This window comes from Idiomarina sp. T82-3 (genome assembly GCF_001577655.1).
GTDB classification, from domain to species: Bacteria; Pseudomonadota; Gammaproteobacteria; order Enterobacterales; family Alteromonadaceae; genus Idiomarina; species Idiomarina baltica.
Window position 1 is genome coordinate 23891 of record NZ_LSBQ01000005.1, and the last position, 17930, is coordinate 41820.

At 46.4% G+C, this 17930-nt stretch carries 20 protein-coding genes; 12 read left to right on the forward strand and 8 right to left on the reverse strand.

The annotated features are described in order from the left end of the window. Nucleotides 1-28: 28 nt before the first annotated feature. Nucleotides 29-421 (reverse strand): BON domain-containing protein, encoded by a 393-nt coding sequence (locus tag AWU56_RS04605; protein ID WP_286681887.1) that lies wholly within the window; start codon nucleotides 419-421, stop codon nucleotides 29-31. Nucleotides 422-554: 133 nt separating this feature from the next. On the opposite strand from AWU56_RS04605, the gene AWU56_RS04610 reads away from it, so the two are divergent. Beyond that, complete coding sequence (locus tag AWU56_RS04610; RefSeq protein WP_286681888.1) at nucleotides 555-1430, forward strand: mechanosensitive ion channel domain-containing protein; 876 nt, start codon at nucleotides 555-557, stop codon at nucleotides 1428-1430. Here the strand turns inward: AWU56_RS04610 and AWU56_RS04615 are convergent. Together AWU56_RS04615 and AWU56_RS04620 are read right to left on the reverse strand one after the other, a co-directional pair. Next, entirely contained in the window at nucleotides 1427-1621 is a 195-nt protein-coding gene (locus AWU56_RS04615) for a glycine zipper domain-containing protein (RefSeq protein WP_286681889.1), read from the reverse strand. The genes AWU56_RS04610 and AWU56_RS04615 overlap by 4 nt on opposite strands. After that, the gene (locus tag AWU56_RS04620; RefSeq protein WP_286681890.1) at nucleotides 1605-2222 is read right to left on the reverse strand and encodes a DUF2238 domain-containing protein; all 618 of its coding nucleotides are present in this window, start codon (nucleotides 2220-2222) and stop codon (nucleotides 1605-1607) included. The genes AWU56_RS04615 and AWU56_RS04620 overlap by 17 nt, the downstream gene beginning before the upstream one ends. A 145-nt stretch (nucleotides 2223-2367) precedes the next feature. Here AWU56_RS04620 and AWU56_RS04625 point away from each other — a divergent pair, with 145 nt between their 5' ends. After that, nucleotides 2368-2493, forward strand: a complete 126-nt coding sequence (locus tag AWU56_RS04625; RefSeq protein ID WP_006955574.1) for a DUF3149 domain-containing protein — start codon at nucleotides 2368-2370, stop codon at nucleotides 2491-2493. A gap of 12 nt (nucleotides 2494-2505) precedes the next feature. Here AWU56_RS04625 and AWU56_RS04630 read toward each other — a convergent pair whose 3' ends face one another. Further along, the gene (locus AWU56_RS04630; RefSeq protein WP_040487884.1) at nucleotides 2506-3081 is read right to left on the reverse strand and encodes a manganese efflux pump MntP; all 576 of its coding nucleotides are present in this window, start codon (nucleotides 3079-3081) and stop codon (nucleotides 2506-2508) included. Nucleotides 3082-3086: 5 nt separating this feature from the next. Further along, nucleotides 3087-4268 (reverse strand): MFS transporter, encoded by a 1182-nt coding sequence (locus AWU56_RS04635; RefSeq protein ID WP_286681891.1) that lies wholly within the window; start codon nucleotides 4266-4268, stop codon nucleotides 3087-3089. Between the two features lie 144 nt (nucleotides 4269-4412). Between AWU56_RS04635 and AWU56_RS04640 the strand changes: the two genes are divergently transcribed. Beyond that, nucleotides 4413-5321, forward strand: coding sequence for a M14 family metallopeptidase (locus AWU56_RS04640; protein ID WP_286681892.1), 909 nt, complete (start codon nucleotides 4413-4415; stop codon nucleotides 5319-5321). Here the strand turns inward: AWU56_RS04640 and AWU56_RS04645 are convergent. Beyond that, nucleotides 5318-5500: a hypothetical protein gene (locus tag AWU56_RS04645; protein WP_006955569.1), complete on the reverse strand. Its 183-nt coding sequence runs from the start codon at nucleotides 5498-5500 to the stop codon at nucleotides 5318-5320. The two genes, AWU56_RS04640 and AWU56_RS04645, sit on opposite strands and share 4 nt — an antisense overlap. A gap of 202 nt (nucleotides 5501-5702) precedes the next feature. Between AWU56_RS04645 and AWU56_RS04650 the strand changes: the two genes are divergently transcribed. The 9 genes from AWU56_RS04650 (at nucleotide 5703) to AWU56_RS04690 (ending at nucleotide 15108) form a co-directional block, all read left to right on the forward strand. Beyond that, nucleotides 5703-6347: a thermostable hemolysin gene (locus AWU56_RS04650; protein WP_286681893.1), complete on the forward strand. Its 645-nt coding sequence runs from the start codon at nucleotides 5703-5705 to the stop codon at nucleotides 6345-6347. Beyond that, the gene (locus tag AWU56_RS04655; protein WP_286681894.1) at nucleotides 6340-7800 is read left to right on the forward strand and encodes an AMP-binding protein; all 1461 of its coding nucleotides are present in this window, start codon (nucleotides 6340-6342) and stop codon (nucleotides 7798-7800) included. The genes AWU56_RS04650 and AWU56_RS04655 overlap by 8 nt, the downstream gene beginning before the upstream one ends. A gap of 2 nt (nucleotides 7801-7802) precedes the next feature. Continuing rightward, complete coding sequence (locus tag AWU56_RS04660) at nucleotides 7803-8462, forward strand: iron-containing redox enzyme family protein (RefSeq protein ID WP_286681895.1); 660 nt, start codon at nucleotides 7803-7805, stop codon at nucleotides 8460-8462. Nucleotides 8463-8465: 3 nt separating this feature from the next. Continuing rightward, on the forward strand, nucleotides 8466-9254 hold the full coding sequence (locus AWU56_RS04665; protein WP_006955564.1) for an SDR family oxidoreductase: 789 nt from the start codon (nucleotides 8466-8468) through the stop codon (nucleotides 9252-9254). Between the two features lie 5 nt (nucleotides 9255-9259). Continuing rightward, entirely contained in the window at nucleotides 9260-9895 is a 636-nt protein-coding gene (locus tag AWU56_RS04670; protein ID WP_286681896.1) for a tetratricopeptide repeat protein, read from the forward strand. Nucleotides 9896-9913: 18 nt separating this feature from the next. After that, on the forward strand, nucleotides 9914-10579 hold the full coding sequence (locus AWU56_RS04675) for a response regulator transcription factor (RefSeq protein WP_006955560.1): 666 nt from the start codon (nucleotides 9914-9916) through the stop codon (nucleotides 10577-10579). A gap of 107 nt (nucleotides 10580-10686) precedes the next feature. Beyond that, nucleotides 10687-11931: a histidine kinase dimerization/phospho-acceptor domain-containing protein gene (locus AWU56_RS04680; protein ID WP_286681897.1), complete on the forward strand. Its 1245-nt coding sequence runs from the start codon at nucleotides 10687-10689 to the stop codon at nucleotides 11929-11931. A gap of 66 nt (nucleotides 11932-11997) precedes the next feature. Next, nucleotides 11998-13404 (forward strand): GGDEF domain-containing protein, encoded by a 1407-nt coding sequence (locus AWU56_RS04685; protein ID WP_286681898.1) that lies wholly within the window; start codon nucleotides 11998-12000, stop codon nucleotides 13402-13404. Nucleotides 13405-13518: 114 nt separating this feature from the next. Beyond that, nucleotides 13519-15108 carry an EAL domain-containing protein gene (locus AWU56_RS04690; RefSeq protein WP_286681899.1) on the forward strand — a complete coding sequence of 530 codons (1590 nt, stop codon included), beginning with the start codon at nucleotides 13519-13521 and terminating at the stop codon, nucleotides 15106-15108. On the opposite strand, the gene AWU56_RS04695 is transcribed toward AWU56_RS04690, so the two are convergent. Further along, nucleotides 15105-16556, reverse strand: a complete 1452-nt coding sequence (locus AWU56_RS04695) for a cryptochrome/deoxyribodipyrimidine photo-lyase family protein (protein ID WP_286681900.1) — start codon at nucleotides 16554-16556, stop codon at nucleotides 15105-15107. The two genes, AWU56_RS04690 and AWU56_RS04695, sit on opposite strands and share 4 nt — an antisense overlap. Further along, nucleotides 16556-17881, reverse strand: a complete 1326-nt coding sequence (locus tag AWU56_RS04700; RefSeq protein WP_272978008.1) for a DASH family cryptochrome — start codon at nucleotides 17879-17881, stop codon at nucleotides 16556-16558. The genes AWU56_RS04695 and AWU56_RS04700 overlap by 1 nt, the downstream gene beginning before the upstream one ends. Nucleotides 17882-17930: the final 49 nt, after the last annotated feature.

Here is a 17930-nt window from a genome sequence, read left to right on the forward strand (position 1 = left end):
ACGGGCTCGTGGCTCAAGCAACAAAAACTTAGTTGCCTACTACAATATCATTTTCGACGTCTTCAACACCTTCGACACCTTCAGCCAGTTGGCCAGCTGTTTCCGCGTCATTTTCGGTGGCTACAGTACCGCGTAAGTAAACCGTTTTGTTGCGCGTTTCGACACTGATTTTTGAGCTATCTAAGCCGCCGTTGTCGAACAGAGCTGTTTTAACTTTTGCAGTGATAGCAGAATCCGAAAGATACTCGCCTGCCTCTTCCATCTTTTCTTCTGCAGCATCGCCCATTTTATCCGCGGTTTCTTTAGCAGACTCCATTGCTTGCTCGGTTTTGTCTTCCGCTGAATCTTGTGAACACGCAGCAAGACTTAAGCTTGCCAATGCCATCAAACTAACTAACGATAAAGTTTTTACTGATGCCATAAAACACCTCCTGTTTAAGTAGAACGATTTCTAATATAGTAGAAAATAAATGTCGTCACAGACTATTTACACGAGTTTTGCAATAAACGATCATAATAGTTGAACGTTATTTTCGAAATCATTGGGAATTTTTATGTCAGATGTGTTGCAGTCAGCGTTTAATGCATTTTTGGAAGAGCTCAAAAACTCCGAGTCGCTGATTCGTTTGACAGTGAGTACGCTCTTATTGATTTTGGTCGTGGCGGTGAGTCGTTTTTTATTACGTCGCTTTATTCGGCGCAATATTCAGTCGAGCGAGATGCGCAGACGTTGGCTGATTCAATTGCGCAATATTTTGTTGATCGTATTGGTCTTAGGCTTAGTTGTCATTTGGGGCCATGAATTACGCACGTTCGCGTTATCAATGGTTGCCATTGCGGTGGCGTTGGTGATTGCGACAAAAGAACTTATTCTGTGTGTCTCGGGCGCGCTCATAAAAGGCGGAGCGAGATCGTTTAATATCGGTGATAGAATTCAAGTTAAAGAATTTCGCGGTGATGTCATTGATCAGAATTTACTGACCACCACAATTTTAGAAGTAGGTCCAGGTCGCTCGATGCAGCAGCGTAGCGGTCGAATGGTGGTACTGCCTAACTCTCTCTTTGCGAGTGAAGCGGTGATCAATGAGAGTTATTCGCAGGACTTTGTACTACATACCTTCAGTGTACCCTTTTTACGTCAGCATGAATGGCGGCCTGCTAAACAGAAGTTGCTTGAGTTGGCTCAAAAACATAGCGAGCCATACCTTGAGCAAGCGAAGCGACATTTTGCACGACTGAGTTATCGCACTGGACTCGAGCAACCTGTGGTTGAGCCGCGCGTGACCCTTCAGTTGCAGTGTGCGGAAGAATTGCATTTAATTGTGCGGCTGCCCACCAAGGAGCACGATAGAAATCAAACCGAGCAAGCCATTCTTGCCGAGTTATTCGCTGACGACGATTATTTGGGTGACTATTTACCGCGCGCTTAGTCTGATTGATCGTTATCCGAGTCAGGCTTCTTTTTAGTTGCGAAGCCGTAGGCGGCGCCGAATGCGACGCCTAACGCGACACCCATAGCCACTTGATCCATGGCAACGCCAATTGCCGTTCCCAGCGCAACTCCGATGCCCATGCTGACACCGAGATTGCTGTTCTCTTTCGGTTTATTGTGTTCTGCCATACAGTGAACGCTTCTGTTCGATTTGTCGATTATGTATACCCGAGAGTAACAACAAAGCGGTAACGGCGCCAATTAAAGCAAACGCCATGTCCGATTGTGTATCCCATGCGTAACCCTGAGTCCCTAAAAACGCGTCTGCACCTTCACCGGTTGCAACAGCAACCCACCACTCAATCAATTCATAAAAGGCGCTAAACGCGAGGCAAAAAGAAGTAACAAATATAAACTGCCAAAGCCTTCCAAAAATAAGGTGATTGCGAACCACTATTTCGCGCACAACCATCGCGGGCACAAAACCTTGTGCAAAGTGACCTAACTTATCGTAATTATTGCGTTGCCAATCAAAGTAACTTCCCAGCGTGTCGAATAAAGGCACTTCGGCATAGGTGTAATGTCCGCCGACCATAAGAATGATGCAATGAATCAAAGCTAAACCATACACCAAACGTGTAAATGTAAAGCGTCGATATGTGATAGCCATCAGAAGAGCGCCGACTAGTGCAGGTAATACTTCTAGCCACCAGGTCAATGGATCTTTGGGATGGTATGCCGACCAAACTAAGCAGCTAGTAAATATGAGTACCCACACGAGTTTGTGCATTTTAACTGTCTCCGCTTTAAATCTATCGCGCCATAGTCAACTCATTTTCCTCGTCTTTCAAGTTAAAGTTTTTATGATTTAAGTCAAAGGGTTAGAAGAGGGGACTGATTAAACTGATAAATAGATAATTTGAGTGGAGATAGCTATGAGTATTTGGCAGCAATTTTTTAAAGACCCAGTGATTTTTTTCTCATTTACAGGGCTCGCGATTGTTATTGGTTTATGCGTTTTTTATGCGATCTATTTTTACATAAAGGCTAAGAATGCATGAGCCTCGGTCGGGTTACTGAAGTAGCCCGACATGCTCTGCTGCAATGCCTACGCCGACACCAATCAGTACTACGCCACCCACAACCTCGGCGTAGCGACCTATAACATGACCGGCATAGCGACCGATGATGACGCCTACAGTAACGGCGGCAAAAGTTGAACAACCAATAATAACGGCGACTAGGAGTATGTTGACATCAAGAAACGCCATACCTACGCCGACGGCCATCGCATCAATAGACGTGGCGATGCTGGTCAAAAATAGTTTTATGAACGGCTGCTGAGTTGGATCAACTTCACTGTCTTGGTCATCGTCTGATGATAAACCCTCTTTTATCATATGAAGACCTAGCAGGCTGAGTAATACTAATGCGACCCAATGATCGTACTCTGATATTATTTGAGCTGCCGCTTTACCTAATAGCCAACCTAACATCGGTGTAATGGCTTCCACGACACCAAATAAAATACCAATTTTCAATGCTTGCTTGACTGTCGGTTTGCGCATCGCAATGCCTTTACCGATCGCCGCAGCAAAGGCGTCGGTCGACATCGCTAACCCAATTAAAAACATTGATAATATACTCATAGTACCTACAAACTTATATGAATAGCGCTTTTTCGGCTATGATGCTTAGTGATGATAAATACAAAAAGTCCAGAGAGTGCCAGCAAACAGCCGACCCAACCTGTTGCTTGCCAAGTTAACGCAGAGTTTAACGACAAACCTCCTAGAAAAGCCCCCAAGCCGTTGGCGATATTAAATGCGGCATGATTGAGAGATGCCGCAAGTGTTTGTGACTCACCGGCCACGTCCATTAACCTGACTTGCAGTGCTGGCACCAACATAGCTGTCGTACCTAAGCAAAATGCCATGGGCAGAATAGTATATAGGGAATAGATACTGAATGGGAAAACGGCAAGCACGATAATTGCCCAACCGAGTGAACCTGCGATAGCCCACTTCATATTCATGTCGGTGAGTTTTCCACCGATAATACTGCCGGTAAATGATCCAAGCCCATATATGAGTAGTGCAATGGGAATCCAATACTTATGAACTTGGGTTGCCTCTAATAAAGTCGGCGACAAATAGCTAAGCACGGCAAACATGCCGCCAAATCCAACGCTTCCAATAGCAAGGGTGAGTAAAACTTGGCTGTTTTTCAATGCTTGAAGTTCTGTTCTAACCCGCGTTGATGTTGCTTGTTCTGGAGTAGGGACACAAGCGACGATAAGCAGTGCTGCTGTTAACGCGACGAGGCCGACCCCCATGTAAACGGTGCGCCAATCAAGTAATTGACCAAACCACGTTGCTAGCGGGTTCCCAACTAAGATAGCAACGGTCAGTCCCATCATGACCATGGTCACCGCCATGCCGCGTTGCGACTTTTTCACGAGTCCGGCGGCGAGCAGACATACGATCCCGCCATAAGCGCCGTGGGGAAGTCCGCTAATAAAGCGAAACAGTTGCAGTTCCGCGAAGCTTTCTGCACGAGCACTCAGCAAATTACTTGCTGAGTAAATGAGCATTAGGGTGATGATCAGTGGCTTTCGAGGCGCTCTAGCACCTAACAATGTGATGAGCGGTGCTCCAATAACCACGCCGAACGCGTACAAACTAATCAGGTGTCCGGTTTGTTGTGCCGATGTACTGAAGTCAGCGCCGACATCTGGCAACAAACCCATCATGACAAATTCGCCAATGCCGATAGAAAATGTGCCTATCGCCATGGCAAAAATGGCGATAGCGACTTGCGATCGTGAATAACTCATGGAATTTTTACAGCAAGAAAAAATGGACGCCTATGTTAAAGCTTTTCCTCGATGGTTGCTATTGTTCATGTTGATTAATCGAATTTGGTCATCTCGCTGTGATAGCATAGCCGTCTTAATCAATAACTGTTGGGAGTCAGTATTTTGCAACAACAGCAATATCCAATTGGTGTTCCCGGGCAGCCCTGGGGAGCGTCAGAGAAAAAGCAGTGGTTCGAGCAACAACGCGTGCAACGGTCATATCAAACTGATGTATTGAGTCAAATAGAGCGTTTTAAGGCGCGTTTTGACGTGCGTGAATATGGTCAGTTGAACTACGCGAATCAACACTACCCGCTCTATGCGGTTCTGACTGCGGAATGGGACGATGACAAACCCACGGTGCTAATTACTGGCGGAGTGCATGGTTATGAAACGAGTGGTGTACATGGCGCGCTAAAGTTCATTGATGAGCAGATGCAGTCTTATGAAGCGATTTTTAATTTTATTGTAACGCCATGTATTAGCCCTTGGGGCTATGAAACTATCAATCGTTGGAATCCGGATGCGATTGATCCGAATCGTTCGTTTTATTCGGAGAGTCCAGCCCAAGAGTCGGCTCTGGTGTTGCAATTGATAGAAACGCTCGGAGTCGACTTGCTCGCACACGTTGATTTACATGAAACGACTGATACTGATAATTCCGAGTTCAGGCCGGCTAAAGCTGCGCGTGACGGCGAAATCAACACTAATTGGAATATTCCCGATGGCTTTTATTTAGTGACTAATTCGGAGAATAAACAGCTTGAATTTCAACAAGCCGTGCTTGCAGAGGTGGCTAAGAGCACTCATATTGCGCCGGCCGATGAAGATAATCGTCTGATTGGTACAGACATTGATATACCGGGCGTTATCAGCTATCCCGCCTATGATCTAGGGTTGTGTATGGGACTCAGTCAGGCAATGTACGCGACAACAACAGAAGTGTATCCTGATAGTGAGAATGCAACGCCAGCCCAGTGTATTGATGCACAGGTTGCCGCGGTTATCGGTGCACTGAATTATCTTCGTTAACCTGAGTTGAGCGTCTGTTTGCTACACTCAAGCACCAACTGTTTTAGACAGGCTTGGCTTGTTTCGTCACATGCTTTTAAGTCGCAAGCCACCAATGCTTGCGACTGCATGAGCTTGAGAAGTTGGTCACGATCAATTGAGACGCTAACGCGTCGCGCTCGTGTTGCGATAGGTTGCATGTGGTGAGTTCCTTAAGCATTTAATTACCTAGATTATTAAAGATGAGAATCATTCGCAACAAATTGTATTTAACTTTTCAATGAACTTCTTCAGTGTAAAGAAATCATTCCCACAAAAATTATCTTAAGAAATATTTAAGAAAACATCTCTAAAGTTATCTTCAGTTTAGGCAGTCGTGCTTATTGCAGTGGAGATAGCTTCATGCCATCAAATCTAGGTTATATCCTTAAACAAGATAACCACACTCAATTAACCGCGTTTTGGATACATTCATCCGATCCACGGCGTTTAGAGGTCGAGCATTTTATATGCGAGCGTTACTGGTTCAGTTTTAATGCGTGCCTGACTCAGCTGCCGGAAAATATTTTAGCCGTCTATCAAAATGATCTGTTAGTTGCAGCCTGCGGAGTTCAGTTTGCCGATCAAAAAACTTTATTTTCCGAACAGTATATGGACCAAGCGTTGTGCAACTATTCGGTTCTGGGCAAACCTGTGCCTGCTCGACATGCAATTGCAGAAATCGGTTCGATGGCAACACTTGGACGTCGCTATTTACCTTATCTAGTCGAAGCCATTGTGTTCGCGCTGCGCGATGTTCAAAGAACATTAATTTTATTTACAGCGACACGCGGTTTGGCGCACTTTTTAGAGCGTCGCGGTATTGAGCTGCAAAAGCTTGCGTTGGCTGAACGTAGTAAATTGGACTTGGATGCTAACGCTGAATGGGGCTCCTATTATGCGCATCAACCTAGTGTTTTTGCCGGCTGGACAGCAAGCTATAAATTAGCCGATACCATACCACCACAAAGCTTGGTTCAAAGCTTTCAGGAGACAGCGCATGCTTGATTTACTGACGCTTTTAAAACGCCACGCACATAGCCCATCAATTGCCTTGCGAAGTGCAACCCATACGTTGTCTCATCGAGCGCTATGGGCGCGTGTTTCCGGTGTCGCCAGTTGGCTAGAAGGGCGTTCAGAACAGCGTATTGGCTTAGCGCTTGAGAATTCATTTGATTGGGTCATTTGGGACCTCGCCTGTTTACAGGTTAATAAGGTTCTCATTCCAATTCCCTCATTTTTTAGCGCTCAGCAACAGCAAAACGTACTACTCGATAGCGGAGCAGAGCTTTTAGTAGGCACGCATCTTGATGCAACGCTGTACGAGCACTTGGTCAACCACGGTCAACCCATAGCGAACGACTGTTGCTCAGTTCTAAAGCTGGCAAAAGCGCCTACTTCAACAGCTCTGCCAAAGGGTACGCAAAAAATAACGTATACCTCAGGTAGTACGGGGCAACCTAAGGGCGTTTGTCTCTCAGCTGACGGTATTGCAATTGTAGTTGACAGCTTATTGCAAAGATTACCGAGTCAATTGAACTCGACACACCTCGTGGTAATGCCGCTTGCGGTATTGCTAGAAAATATTGCGGGTGTTTATGTCACACTCGCGCTAGGTGCAGAGGTGATTTTGTTGGCAAATCATGAGCTTGGACTGATGGGCGCCAGTGGGCTGGATGCTGAACGCTTTGTGAAGAGCATCGTGCATAATCAAATCTCAACATTGGTTGTTCCGCCTGCGCTACTCGAAGTTATTTGTGCAGCGGTGGAGCATTGGGGGGTACCAGCGCGGCAGTTTGAATTTATTGCCGTCGGCGGTGCGCGATTAGCATCTTCGCTCGAACAGCGTGCGATGGATCTGCGGCTTCCGGTAGTGGTTGGCTATGGCCTATCTGAATGTGCGTCTGTGGTATCGTTGAATAATATTCAAGCGGAACGACCACTGGGCTCAGTTGGCACGCTATTGCCTCATGTTTCAACGCTTATTCACGAGGGTGAGCTATTGATTAAAAACCCGCTTATGTTGGGTTATTTAGGGGAGTCGGGGCGGACTGACGAATGGTTTGCAACTGGCGACTTAGCTCATTTTGACGAGTCAGGTCATTTATATATCGATGGCCGCAAAAAGAATATTATTGTCACTCCATACGGGCGCAATGTCGATCCAGAGTGGCTTGAAACCGAGCTAGCAACTCACCCCGCGATTGAACAAGTTTGTGTCAGTGGTGATGAGTCGTCTCCGCTGCGCGCACTTATTGTGAGCCAAGCTGCAGATGAAACCATTGAAGCTTTCATCCAGACAATAAATGCAACGCTTCCCGATTATGCACGCATCAAAACTATGAGGGTGCTAACCCAACCCTTTACCGTCGCCAATCAACAGCTGACAGGAACAGGCCGGCTAAGGCGCCAAGCAATTTTAAAGCAGTATCCACTCAGTGAGTCATCAACGGAGTACTAACCATGACATTTTTCGATACGTTGTGCGAGCAAACACAAACTGAACGAGCATTTTTACTTGATGCGCCTGTGATCAAAGATACTTTTGCAGGTGATATTACGCGCGAGCGGTATCAGTCCTTTTTAGGGCAAGCCTATCATCATGTGAAGCATACGGTACCGTTACTCATGCGCGCGGGGAGTCTGCTACCGCCCTCGTTAGAGTGGTTACGTAAAGCGGTTGTTGAGTATGTAGACGAGGAATATGGTCACGAGCGTTGGATCTTGAACGACTTAAAGGCAACAGGCGCGGATCCCGAGCGGGTGAAAAATGCCGAGCCACACTGGACGACCGATGCCATGGTGTCCGTTGTTTATGACCATATGCAACGCTATCACCCCGCTGCCTTTTTCGGTATGGCACATGTGTTAGAGGGAACTAGCGTACAACTCGCGACACAAGCGGCACATAAAGTGAAAGAACGTCTTGAATTACCTAATAGTGCCTTTAGTTATTTGCTCTCACATGGCGACTTGGATCAAGACCATGTCAAGTTTTTTGAGGACTTGATGAACCAGCTCACCGATGTGGATGCGCAGCAAGCCGTTATTCGAACAGCGCGTAGTGTGTATCATCTGTATGGCGAAATGTTCCGAGCAATACCTTCTTTGGCTGGAGAATGAGCCATGCGTATTGACTGGAACGCACAACATATTGTGCTCACCGGAGCAACCGGTGGGCTCGGTCAAGCGTTAGCTGAGCAACTTTCAGCGCTCGGCGCGCGGCTAACGCTTATCGGACGCAATGAGCAAGCACTAAAAGCGTTTGCCAAACGTCTGGAGCAAGACTATCTGGTCGCTGATATTACGCAACCAGAGCAACGCCAGAGAGTGGTAGCCCATGTGCGCGCGCAAGCAACGACTTTACCTGTAACAGGGTTAATCAATAATGCTGGTATGGCTGCCGAGGGGGTGCTATCGCAACAAGCCGAGCATGCCGAGGCGATGCTAGCGACGAATCTACTCGCTCCAATTTTGCTAATCAATGAGTTGTTACCAGAATTGAAACACCGCGCAAGCTTCATTCTTAACGTCGGTTCAGTTTTTGGCAGCATTGGCTTTCCCGGGCAAACACTGTATTGCGCAAGTAAGTTTGGTCTTAAAGGCTTTACCGAAGCACTGAGGCGCGAATTGTCAGATACGCTTGTGCGCGTAATGTATGTCGGTCCTCGAGCTATAAAAACAGGCTTTAACGGACCCTTAATGCAGGCGTTAAATGCACAAACTAAAACCCATGAAGATGAACCGCCGAACGTTGCGCAACAAATTATTCAACAAATTGAAAAGGGCCAAGTGAGTCGGCTTATTGGATTTCCTGAGAAATTGTTTGCGGTGCTTAATGGCATCAAACCGAGCTGGCTCGATGGTGAGATGTTCAAGATTAATCGTAAGTTAAAATCACTAATTAAGGAGTGATTGTCATGAAAAAGGTCGTCTATTCTGCGCTAACCGGGGCGCTGCTACTTGCAAGCTCACAGGTGTTAGCACAAACTAAGTTGTTGGACATACAACATCGCTGGGCGGAAGTAAATTATACGCTTACCGATGATGCACAAGAAGATGCATTTGAATCGCTCGCTAAAGAGGCGCAGGCGTGGGTTGATGCTGAACCTAATAACGCGGAGGCCCACATCTGGTTGGGGATTATTAAGAGTACAGAGGCGGGCGCTGTGGGCGGGCTAGGTGCTCTTGGATTGGCGAAAGAGGCAAAAGCCAGCTTAGAAAAAGCACTTGATATTGATCCCAATGCGCTATCGGGGTCTGCCTACGCAAGCCTCGGAACCCTTTACTATAAAGTGCCAGGTTGGCCGTTTGGTTTTGGTGATGATGACGAGGCTGAAAAGTTACTTAAAAAAGCACTGGAAATTAATCCGAAAGGTATCGATAGTAACTATTTCTACGCCGACTATCTTTACGAGCAAGATAAATACAAGCAGGCACTGACCTATGCGCAACAAGCGCTTGCTGCTGAGCCGCGTTCAGAGCGACCGCTTGCAGACGAAAAACGGCGCGCTGAGGTGCGCGCATTAATCGATAAAATTAATAAGAAATTATAATAACGTTAGGGATAACACATGCAATTATTACTGGTCGAGGACAATCAGACATTGGGGCAAGCCGTTGAGATAGGGTTGTCTCAACGGCAGTTTATGGTCACTTGGGTGCGCACGGGCGCTGCAGCGATATCCAGCATCAACCATCACGATTTTGATGTGGCAATTCTTGATTTAGGCTTACCCGATATTGAGGGCGAGCGCGTGCTACAGAGTATTAGAAAGAAAGGATTCGATATACCTATTCTAGTGCTTACTGCGCGAGATCAAACGAGTGATGTTATAAATTTGCTCGATGCGGGTGCCGATGACTTCATGACTAAACCCTTTGATGTGAACGAGTTAGCCGCTAGGTTGCGAGCCCTATTGCGTCGGCGAAGTGGTTATTCGTCTTCACGCATCGTGTGTGGTCCTATTACCATCGATACATCAAGCCGGGAGGCTTTAATCAATGAAAAGGAACTTACTTTATCGCGCAAAGAGTTCGAATTGCTTCAACTATTTGTCATGCAGCCTATGAAAGTTCATCCTCGTGATAAACTGGAGGCATTGTTGAGCTCAGATACGCATGTCGTGGAGAGCAATGCACTGGAAGTTCATGTCCACAACTTGCGGAAAAAGCTCGGTCAAAGAGAATTGATCGAGACCATTAGGGGAGTCGGTTACCGATTAAAATGCAAAGGCTAGCGCGTTTTTTTAGTAAGTTAAAGTCGATACGACGCCGTATACTTTTAACGGTGTCTGTCGTCTATTTATTTGGTAGTAGCGTATCGGCTTTGTGGATCTATTTTGAGGTGAGCCATGAAGTTGACGAACTGTTTGATGCTGAATTGATTCAGCAAGCTCACACAATGAACGCTTTAATCAGCCAATTTGAACTCGGTGATATCAGCGATCGCGTTGATGCTGTGGAATCTGATGCTGAGCTAATTTACCACACGCCTGATTGGCTTCAGGATTACGAGCAAAAATTGGCCATTCGTTTAGAGACGATGGATGGCGATATCATTTACTCAAGCCGCGACTGGCTTGATTCAGATCGCATTCAGTATACCGAGGGTATTTCGGAACTTCAGCAGGGCGAGTCGCACTGGTATGTGTTTGGTGCGACCAACCTGAAAAATGGTCTGCGAATGCTCGTTTTGCAAGAAGATGATTTTCGCACTGAACTGCGCGGGGATCTGACTATCGATACTCTGGTCCCTATTTTACTCATGCTGCCAGTCATCATCTGGCTAGGGTGGTGGAGTGTAAACTTTAACTTTGCCAGTTTTCAGCGTCTAGCGAGAACGATTCGTTCTAAACCGAGTGACAACTATGAACAATTGAGTGGTTTTGATGACACGGAAGAGGTCTCTGTTATTAGTCGCTCACTTAATCACTATCTAACTCGAGTAGAGCAGTCCTTCACGCGCGAAAAGCGGTTTTCTTCAGATGCAGCGCACGAGCTTAGAACACCTGTTGCTAATTTAAAAATACGCATTCAGAACCTGATTGATACATCAACGTCGACGCAAAAGGAATCACTTGAGTCACTGATGCTATCGGTCAATCAACTTGCCCGGCTTATTGATAACTTGCTGTTACTCTCCCGTACTGAAAGAGACCTTAAAAAGGAAGTGCCAATAAAACTGGCAACGCGAGTACGAGAGATCGTTGCTCAGTGGTACGACAAAGCCGAGCAGCGTGGACAGAATTTCGAGTTAAGCTTGGATGACACCCAACAGATTTATAGTGATGCGGCACTTTTAGATATTCTTTTAAGCAATTTAATCGACAACGCGATTAAATACGGTGCAGAGAATAGCATCATCACGTTACAGCAACGAGCACAAACATTAACCATATCTAACACCATCGCCCCTAATACAGCTTTGGATATTGAGCGCGTTGACGAGCGTTTTTACCGTGGCGGGCACCTCGATATTGAGGGCACAGGACTCGGGTTATCTATTGTGGGTAACATTGCACAGCAGTTAGGCGTGATGGTGAGCTTTGATTTATCGGAAACCAGTTTCACTTGTCAGTTATCGTTCTAAACTAATTGGCGTATCGTAGAAGATAAAGTAATCTAACTGTTAAAATAAAAAGAATAACGGTCTTATATGAATTCAACAGTGCGTAATATTGTACTGGTTATTGTGTGGCTTGGCTTGTGGCGTGCATCTGTTTTACTCGAGTTTGCACCTCATGCCAGTATTTGGTTTCCGTCGGCAGGTTTGTCATTCGCTGCTTTACTCGTGCTTGGCTGGCGTGCTGTTTTTCCTATTGCGGTGGCAGGCTTCGTCAGTACCGCGTGGATCGCTCAAATCTATAATGAGCCGCTAACGGTCACGGGTTGGTTCAACTCGAGTTTGCTTTTCGTACTCGCTCACACGATTCCGCTTGGGTTAGGCGCTTATATTGTGCGTAATGAATACCGGCGGAATGGTATCAATGGTTTCGCACGCACAGTTTTGATCTTTCTTGTGGTTGCCGCGCTCAGTGCGATGTTAACTTCATTTTTTGGCATTTTGGCGATCTGGGAAGGCGGGTTAATGACTCAGGCGCAGCCGTGGCTTTCATGGTTACCTTGGTGGATAGGTGATATGGCGGGGATTATTGTATTGGCCCCGGTGTTTATTGCTATCGTTTCTTGGCGGTATCATCAAGTGCAGTTAGAGTTAGGTGAACTCAATTTTAGTTTGACGGCGATTAATTGGAAAAAATTTGTTTCCCGATTAGCTCTCGTGTTGGGGCTTTTATTGATTTCACTTACGTTGGTGCATCATTCTCAGCGCATAGAAGCCTCGTTTACTGTGTTTTTTATCATTTTACCTTTCTTATGGATAGCAACGACCACCAGTCAGCTCACTACCGTGTTTATTTTAGCTATCTTTAGCACGGTATTGGCGTTTTTGGTCTCGCAGTTACACGTGATTGATTTCGCTCTTGTGTATCAGTTTGCGATGATTACGACTGCGGGCTGTGTCTGGTTTGCATTGACGATTCCTACCTTGATGACACAAAACGCACAACTGGCACAACGCGTCGCTCGCGATGGTCTAACAAAGGCGGCTTCGCGTGGACATTTTATTCAGCGCTTGGAAGCAGAGTTGCAACGCAGTACCCCAAACTCAACCTGTTGTTTAGTTATTTTTGATTTTGATTTTTTCAAGCAAATCAATGACCGGCACGGACACATTCTGGGCGATCGCGTGCTCGTATCAGTCACGAATTATGTCAGTCAGTTGTTGAGAGAAAATGATATTATGGGGCGCTTTGGCGGCGATGAGTTCATGTTAATGTTTCCAGCGACGGAGTTTTCTGAGGCTCAAGTTATAGCCAAACGCTTGTGTACTGGTATCAGTCAGCTTACTATTGATGGGCTGGATGAGCCTGTAACTTGTAGTTTTGGGGTCGTTGAGTGTCACCCCAGTGAGCATGCGGTTTCCGCGATTGATAGAGCCGATAGAGCGCTCTTGCTCGCCAAACAGCGCGGTCGAAGACAAGTTGTTGGGAGTGCAGCCTGACCTATAGATTAAAATCAGCGATGAACTCTGAAGAATTGCAGATTAACAGCTTGTTGGAACAATGCTATGGTCGTTAAATAATAATAAAAAGAAGCCGTACAAGGAAAAGCCAGTGTGAGAGATTGTAAGATACTTGAACAATTGATGAATGCTATGGAAAGCGCATCGCTGTGTGTTCGAGTAAATAGTGCAGGACAAGTTATTTGGTTCAGCGACGCCCTCAAACAACTCGATAGCCAACAAACAATTACTCTGGGTATGCCGCTCAGTAAACTGTTGCATGCTGATTTGCGCAGCCAGTTACTCGATCAATTCGATTACACGGTCACCCAACATAGCCATTGGCAGGGGACTGTGAAGTTAAACCTCGGTAGTCGCCGAGCTGACTGGTTTAAAGCTATCTTCGTACCGCTGTACGATGATAACCAGTGCTTGCAGGAGCAAGTATTGGTGCTTCAAGACATCTCAAGGGAGGTGTTTTTAGACGAACTCTTGAACGAGTCACGTTTTGATCAAACAACTGGACTGCCCACACGAGTCGATCTACTCGCTGATATTAAGCGTGTGAACACACAGACGGTCGCGATTATTGATATTCGTAAATTCCGTAGTTACGCCGACTTTTACGGTTTGGAATTTGGTGATCGTTTACTCATGAATTTTAGCGAGATCTGTAAGTCATTTTTTAAAGAACGACATATCAATATTTATCGGTTGTATGGCGATAAGTTTGCTTTAGCACCTTCATTTAGGATGGTCCCCGCATTATTCGAACAACAACTCCAGCGATTTTACGCACATATTATCGCTCATCACATTGAAGTTAATGGCGCTAATGTAGCGCTCGATATCGCAATTGGGATGGGCGTGGGCAAAGGAAAACTTCTCCAGCTCGCTGAAAGTGCTCTAGCGAGAGCAAAAACAGTCTTCTCCGGACAGCGAATACACGTTGTACATGAGCGTGAATTTTGTGCTAAAAACTCGATTAACTGGTTACCCAAAATACAATCGGCGATTAGAAACAATCGTTTTATCAATTACTATCAACCGATAAGAAGCAGCAGCGGGCAGCGTCCTGACTATTATGAAGCCTTAGTTAGGATGCGCGATGGCGAACAAGATATTCCGCCAGGATTTTTTCTCGATAAAGCGAAAACGACACGTTATTACCCAGAGATTACTCGTCGAGTGGTTGAGCAAGCCGTTGTTCAGTCTGCACAACACGATGTTCAAATATCGGTCAATGTATCGATTGAGGATATTTTGAACCCCGAAACGGTCGCATTTATTACCGACCAACTCGAAGCTTATCCTGAGTCTAAGTTAATTTTCGAAATCACTGAAACGGAGTCCACTGAGGACTTCTCGATGGTCGATGAGTTTACTCGTCGCGTGCGTTCACTGGGTGCTGAAATCGCGATTGATGACTTCGGCGTTGGTTACTCAAATTTTTCGCGCTTAATCCAACTGAGGCCCGATTACCTGAAGATCGACGGCAGTATTATTAAGAACATTCTCGAGGATGCAAGTAGCGCGAGTATATTAAATGGTATGATTAGTATATGTCGTGAGCTAAAAATACCGATGGTCGCTGAGTTTGTTGAAACTGAGCAGGTCAATGGCTACTTGACTGAACAACAAATCGAGTTTTTGCAAGGCTACTATATTGGCCGGCCGTCGCCAGACATCATTAAGCTAAACTAACGCGATACGACGTGTCGTTTTAAAATGCGCTGTGCTTCTTTTGTTCCCGCGGCACTTTTTTTGATGCGATACAGTGTATCGCGAGCAATCGGGCGATACTCGTCAACGTCGACGATCGGCGAAGGATAATCCTCACCTAATTTAAACCCGTACATCTGTGCTTCCATCGGCGTTATTCGATACGGCGCATGCTTGAGCTCGAGTGGCAGTTCGGCAAGCTCTGGCACCCATTGATCAATATATTCCCCGGTCGGATCCTTTTCTATTGCCTGCTTTTCGGGGTTGTACATTCGTATGGTGTTAGTGCCGATGATACCGGCTTGCATCTGAATCTGTGGATAATGAATGCCAGGTTCAAAATCAAGAAACAGCGCGGCAAGGTGAGTTGTTGCATACTGCCAGTGAATATGAAGATAGTGACATAAAAAGCTCACTAACAGCGCGCGCATGCGAAAATTAATATAGCCGGTTTGGAGCAGGCAGCGCATTGCCGCATCGACCATGGGGTAGCCCGTTTTTCCTTGTTGCCAAGCCTTAAGGTGTTGCTCGACCTGGGTATCCGAGCGGTAAGGATAGTTTTCGTAGGCACGGTTAAGCGGTGCATGTTGCATCGCCGTTTCGGATTCGAATTTTTGAATGAAATGACAGTGCCAGTGGAGGCGCGATAAGAACGCATTGAGTGGCCGTTTCCATCCTGTTTCACGGCGCTTATCGACAGTCGCTTGATAACATTCGCGTAAGCTGAGATTACCCCATGCTAAATAGGGGGATAAACGGCTACAGTGGTGCTGGGCGCGAATGGGTTGAGAAATACTGTAATGATAAGCTCGGCCGCGTTGCTCAAGAAAGCTGTTTAAAGTAGCCCACGCTGCGGCGGGGCCTCCGTATTGAAACGACGGGCGACGTTCGAACCAAGATTTAGGTAGCGTGCGATAGTCAACACTCACTGCTTTAACTGGCTGAATGCGCGCAAGGTCAGGTGTTGCCAGTGGCGCTTTCATGGTCTCATACCAATGTTTTTGCCATTGTTGGCGGCTATTAAGACCTCGCTGCACAGCCCCAGTAGGAGATTCGAACCAATTTACGTGGTGCTGGCGACACCAGCTAGCGACCTGTTTGTCGCGGTCGAATGTATTTAGTAGACCAACTTCCTGATGACTATAAAGGCTCTCGATAGAAAACTGTTGATGCCAAATTTGAAGTTGTTCAACCGTATCGCCATAGGTGACGTAAATTTGAGTATTGTATGCTTTTAGCTTGCGATTAATGTCACGAATTGATTCGACGATAAAGCGCCAATGGCGCTCATCGTAGTGCGGGTCATTCACTAACCAAGGTTCAAAATTAAACCAGAGTAGCGTGGGGCGCCCGGTTGAAATAGCGGCTTTGAGCGGTTCATGATCGCTTAGCCTGAGGTCCCTTTTAAACCAAACAACGTTTATTGCCATCAGCTTAGAGGCCAGTCCGCCGCATCGGTGAAGTCGATTTTTGAGACAGCTTGCTCGCCATGCCAGCGCTTAATAAACTCACCGTTGGGATCGTAGGTTTGCGTTTGCTTATCGAGGTTAAAGCGCCTTGAGCCTCGGGGATCAGCGCCTACGCCTGCTAGGTATTGCCAGTTGCCCCAGTTTGAAGCCACATCGTAATCGATTAGCTGTTGTTCAAAATAAGCCGCGCCGTAACGCCAATCTAGCTGTAGCTCATGAATAAGACAGCTTGCGACCAATTGGCGTCCTCTGTTCGACATGTAACCTGTTTGGTTAAGCTGGTGCATGCAGGCATTTACTATAGGATAGGGGGTCTGACCCTTACACCAAGCAGCAAAACGCTGAGGATAAAAGCTTGTCGCAGGTTTTTTATCTTGGATGCCACTGAATTTAAACACCTTTTCTTGATAGCTTCTTAAGTACCAGTGAAAATACTCACGCCACATAAGCTCGAAGACAATCCAATAGGTGGATTCATTGGCACCTTGGGTCGCTTCGTAGTTTCTTAAGGCATCAATGACCTGACGAGGTGATATATTGCCAAGGGCTAATGCCGCGGAGAGTTTGGTTGAGTCCGCGAAATTATCAAGCGCGTTGCGCGTTTCCTTATAATGACTCGGCGCTGAAGACTTGAAGTATTGGGTTAGGTGTTCGTGCGCGGCGAGTTCCCCACCTTGTAAGTAGCCGCTGGGTTCGACAAATGGTGTGTGCTCTGAAGCGATGGTACGTCGGGGCATTGGCGGTAAAGCTTTTAATTGTGATAGTGCTTGGCCGCTGGGAAAGGTCTCGGCGAGCGGCTCAAAGCGCTTGCGAAACGCGGAATAGGTTGCCGGTAATTCCTCTAATGGGAAATCGAGTTCGCGCTCGGTTAACAGTGTGTGGTTACTTACGCGCTCAAAAGTAATGTAGGGGAAACGCTTTACTAAAGTATCCCAGCGGCGCCGCTCGTATACGCCTGGGTCATCGCTACAATAAACCGCATCGACTTCTAAGGTGCTGATGAGCGTTGATATTTCGGTTGTCGGCTGGCCTTTACGAATAATCAGTTGTTGACCGTGTTGCTGTAACGAGGCGGCTAAGTCAGCGATCGCCTGTTGTATATACCGCCAACGCGGTTGACTGATGCCGTTGAGGCCATATCGGTTTCCTTTAAACCAGCTCTCATCAATGACGAAACAACATACCAACTGTTGGCACTGTTCTGCAGCACGGATCAGGGTTAAGTTATCAATGAGTCGCAGATCGAGGTTAAACCAGACTAATCCTGTTTGATGTTTTGCTTCCATGAATTGAACTTTACATATGATATGACGTACTTTGGGTATACGAAAAAAA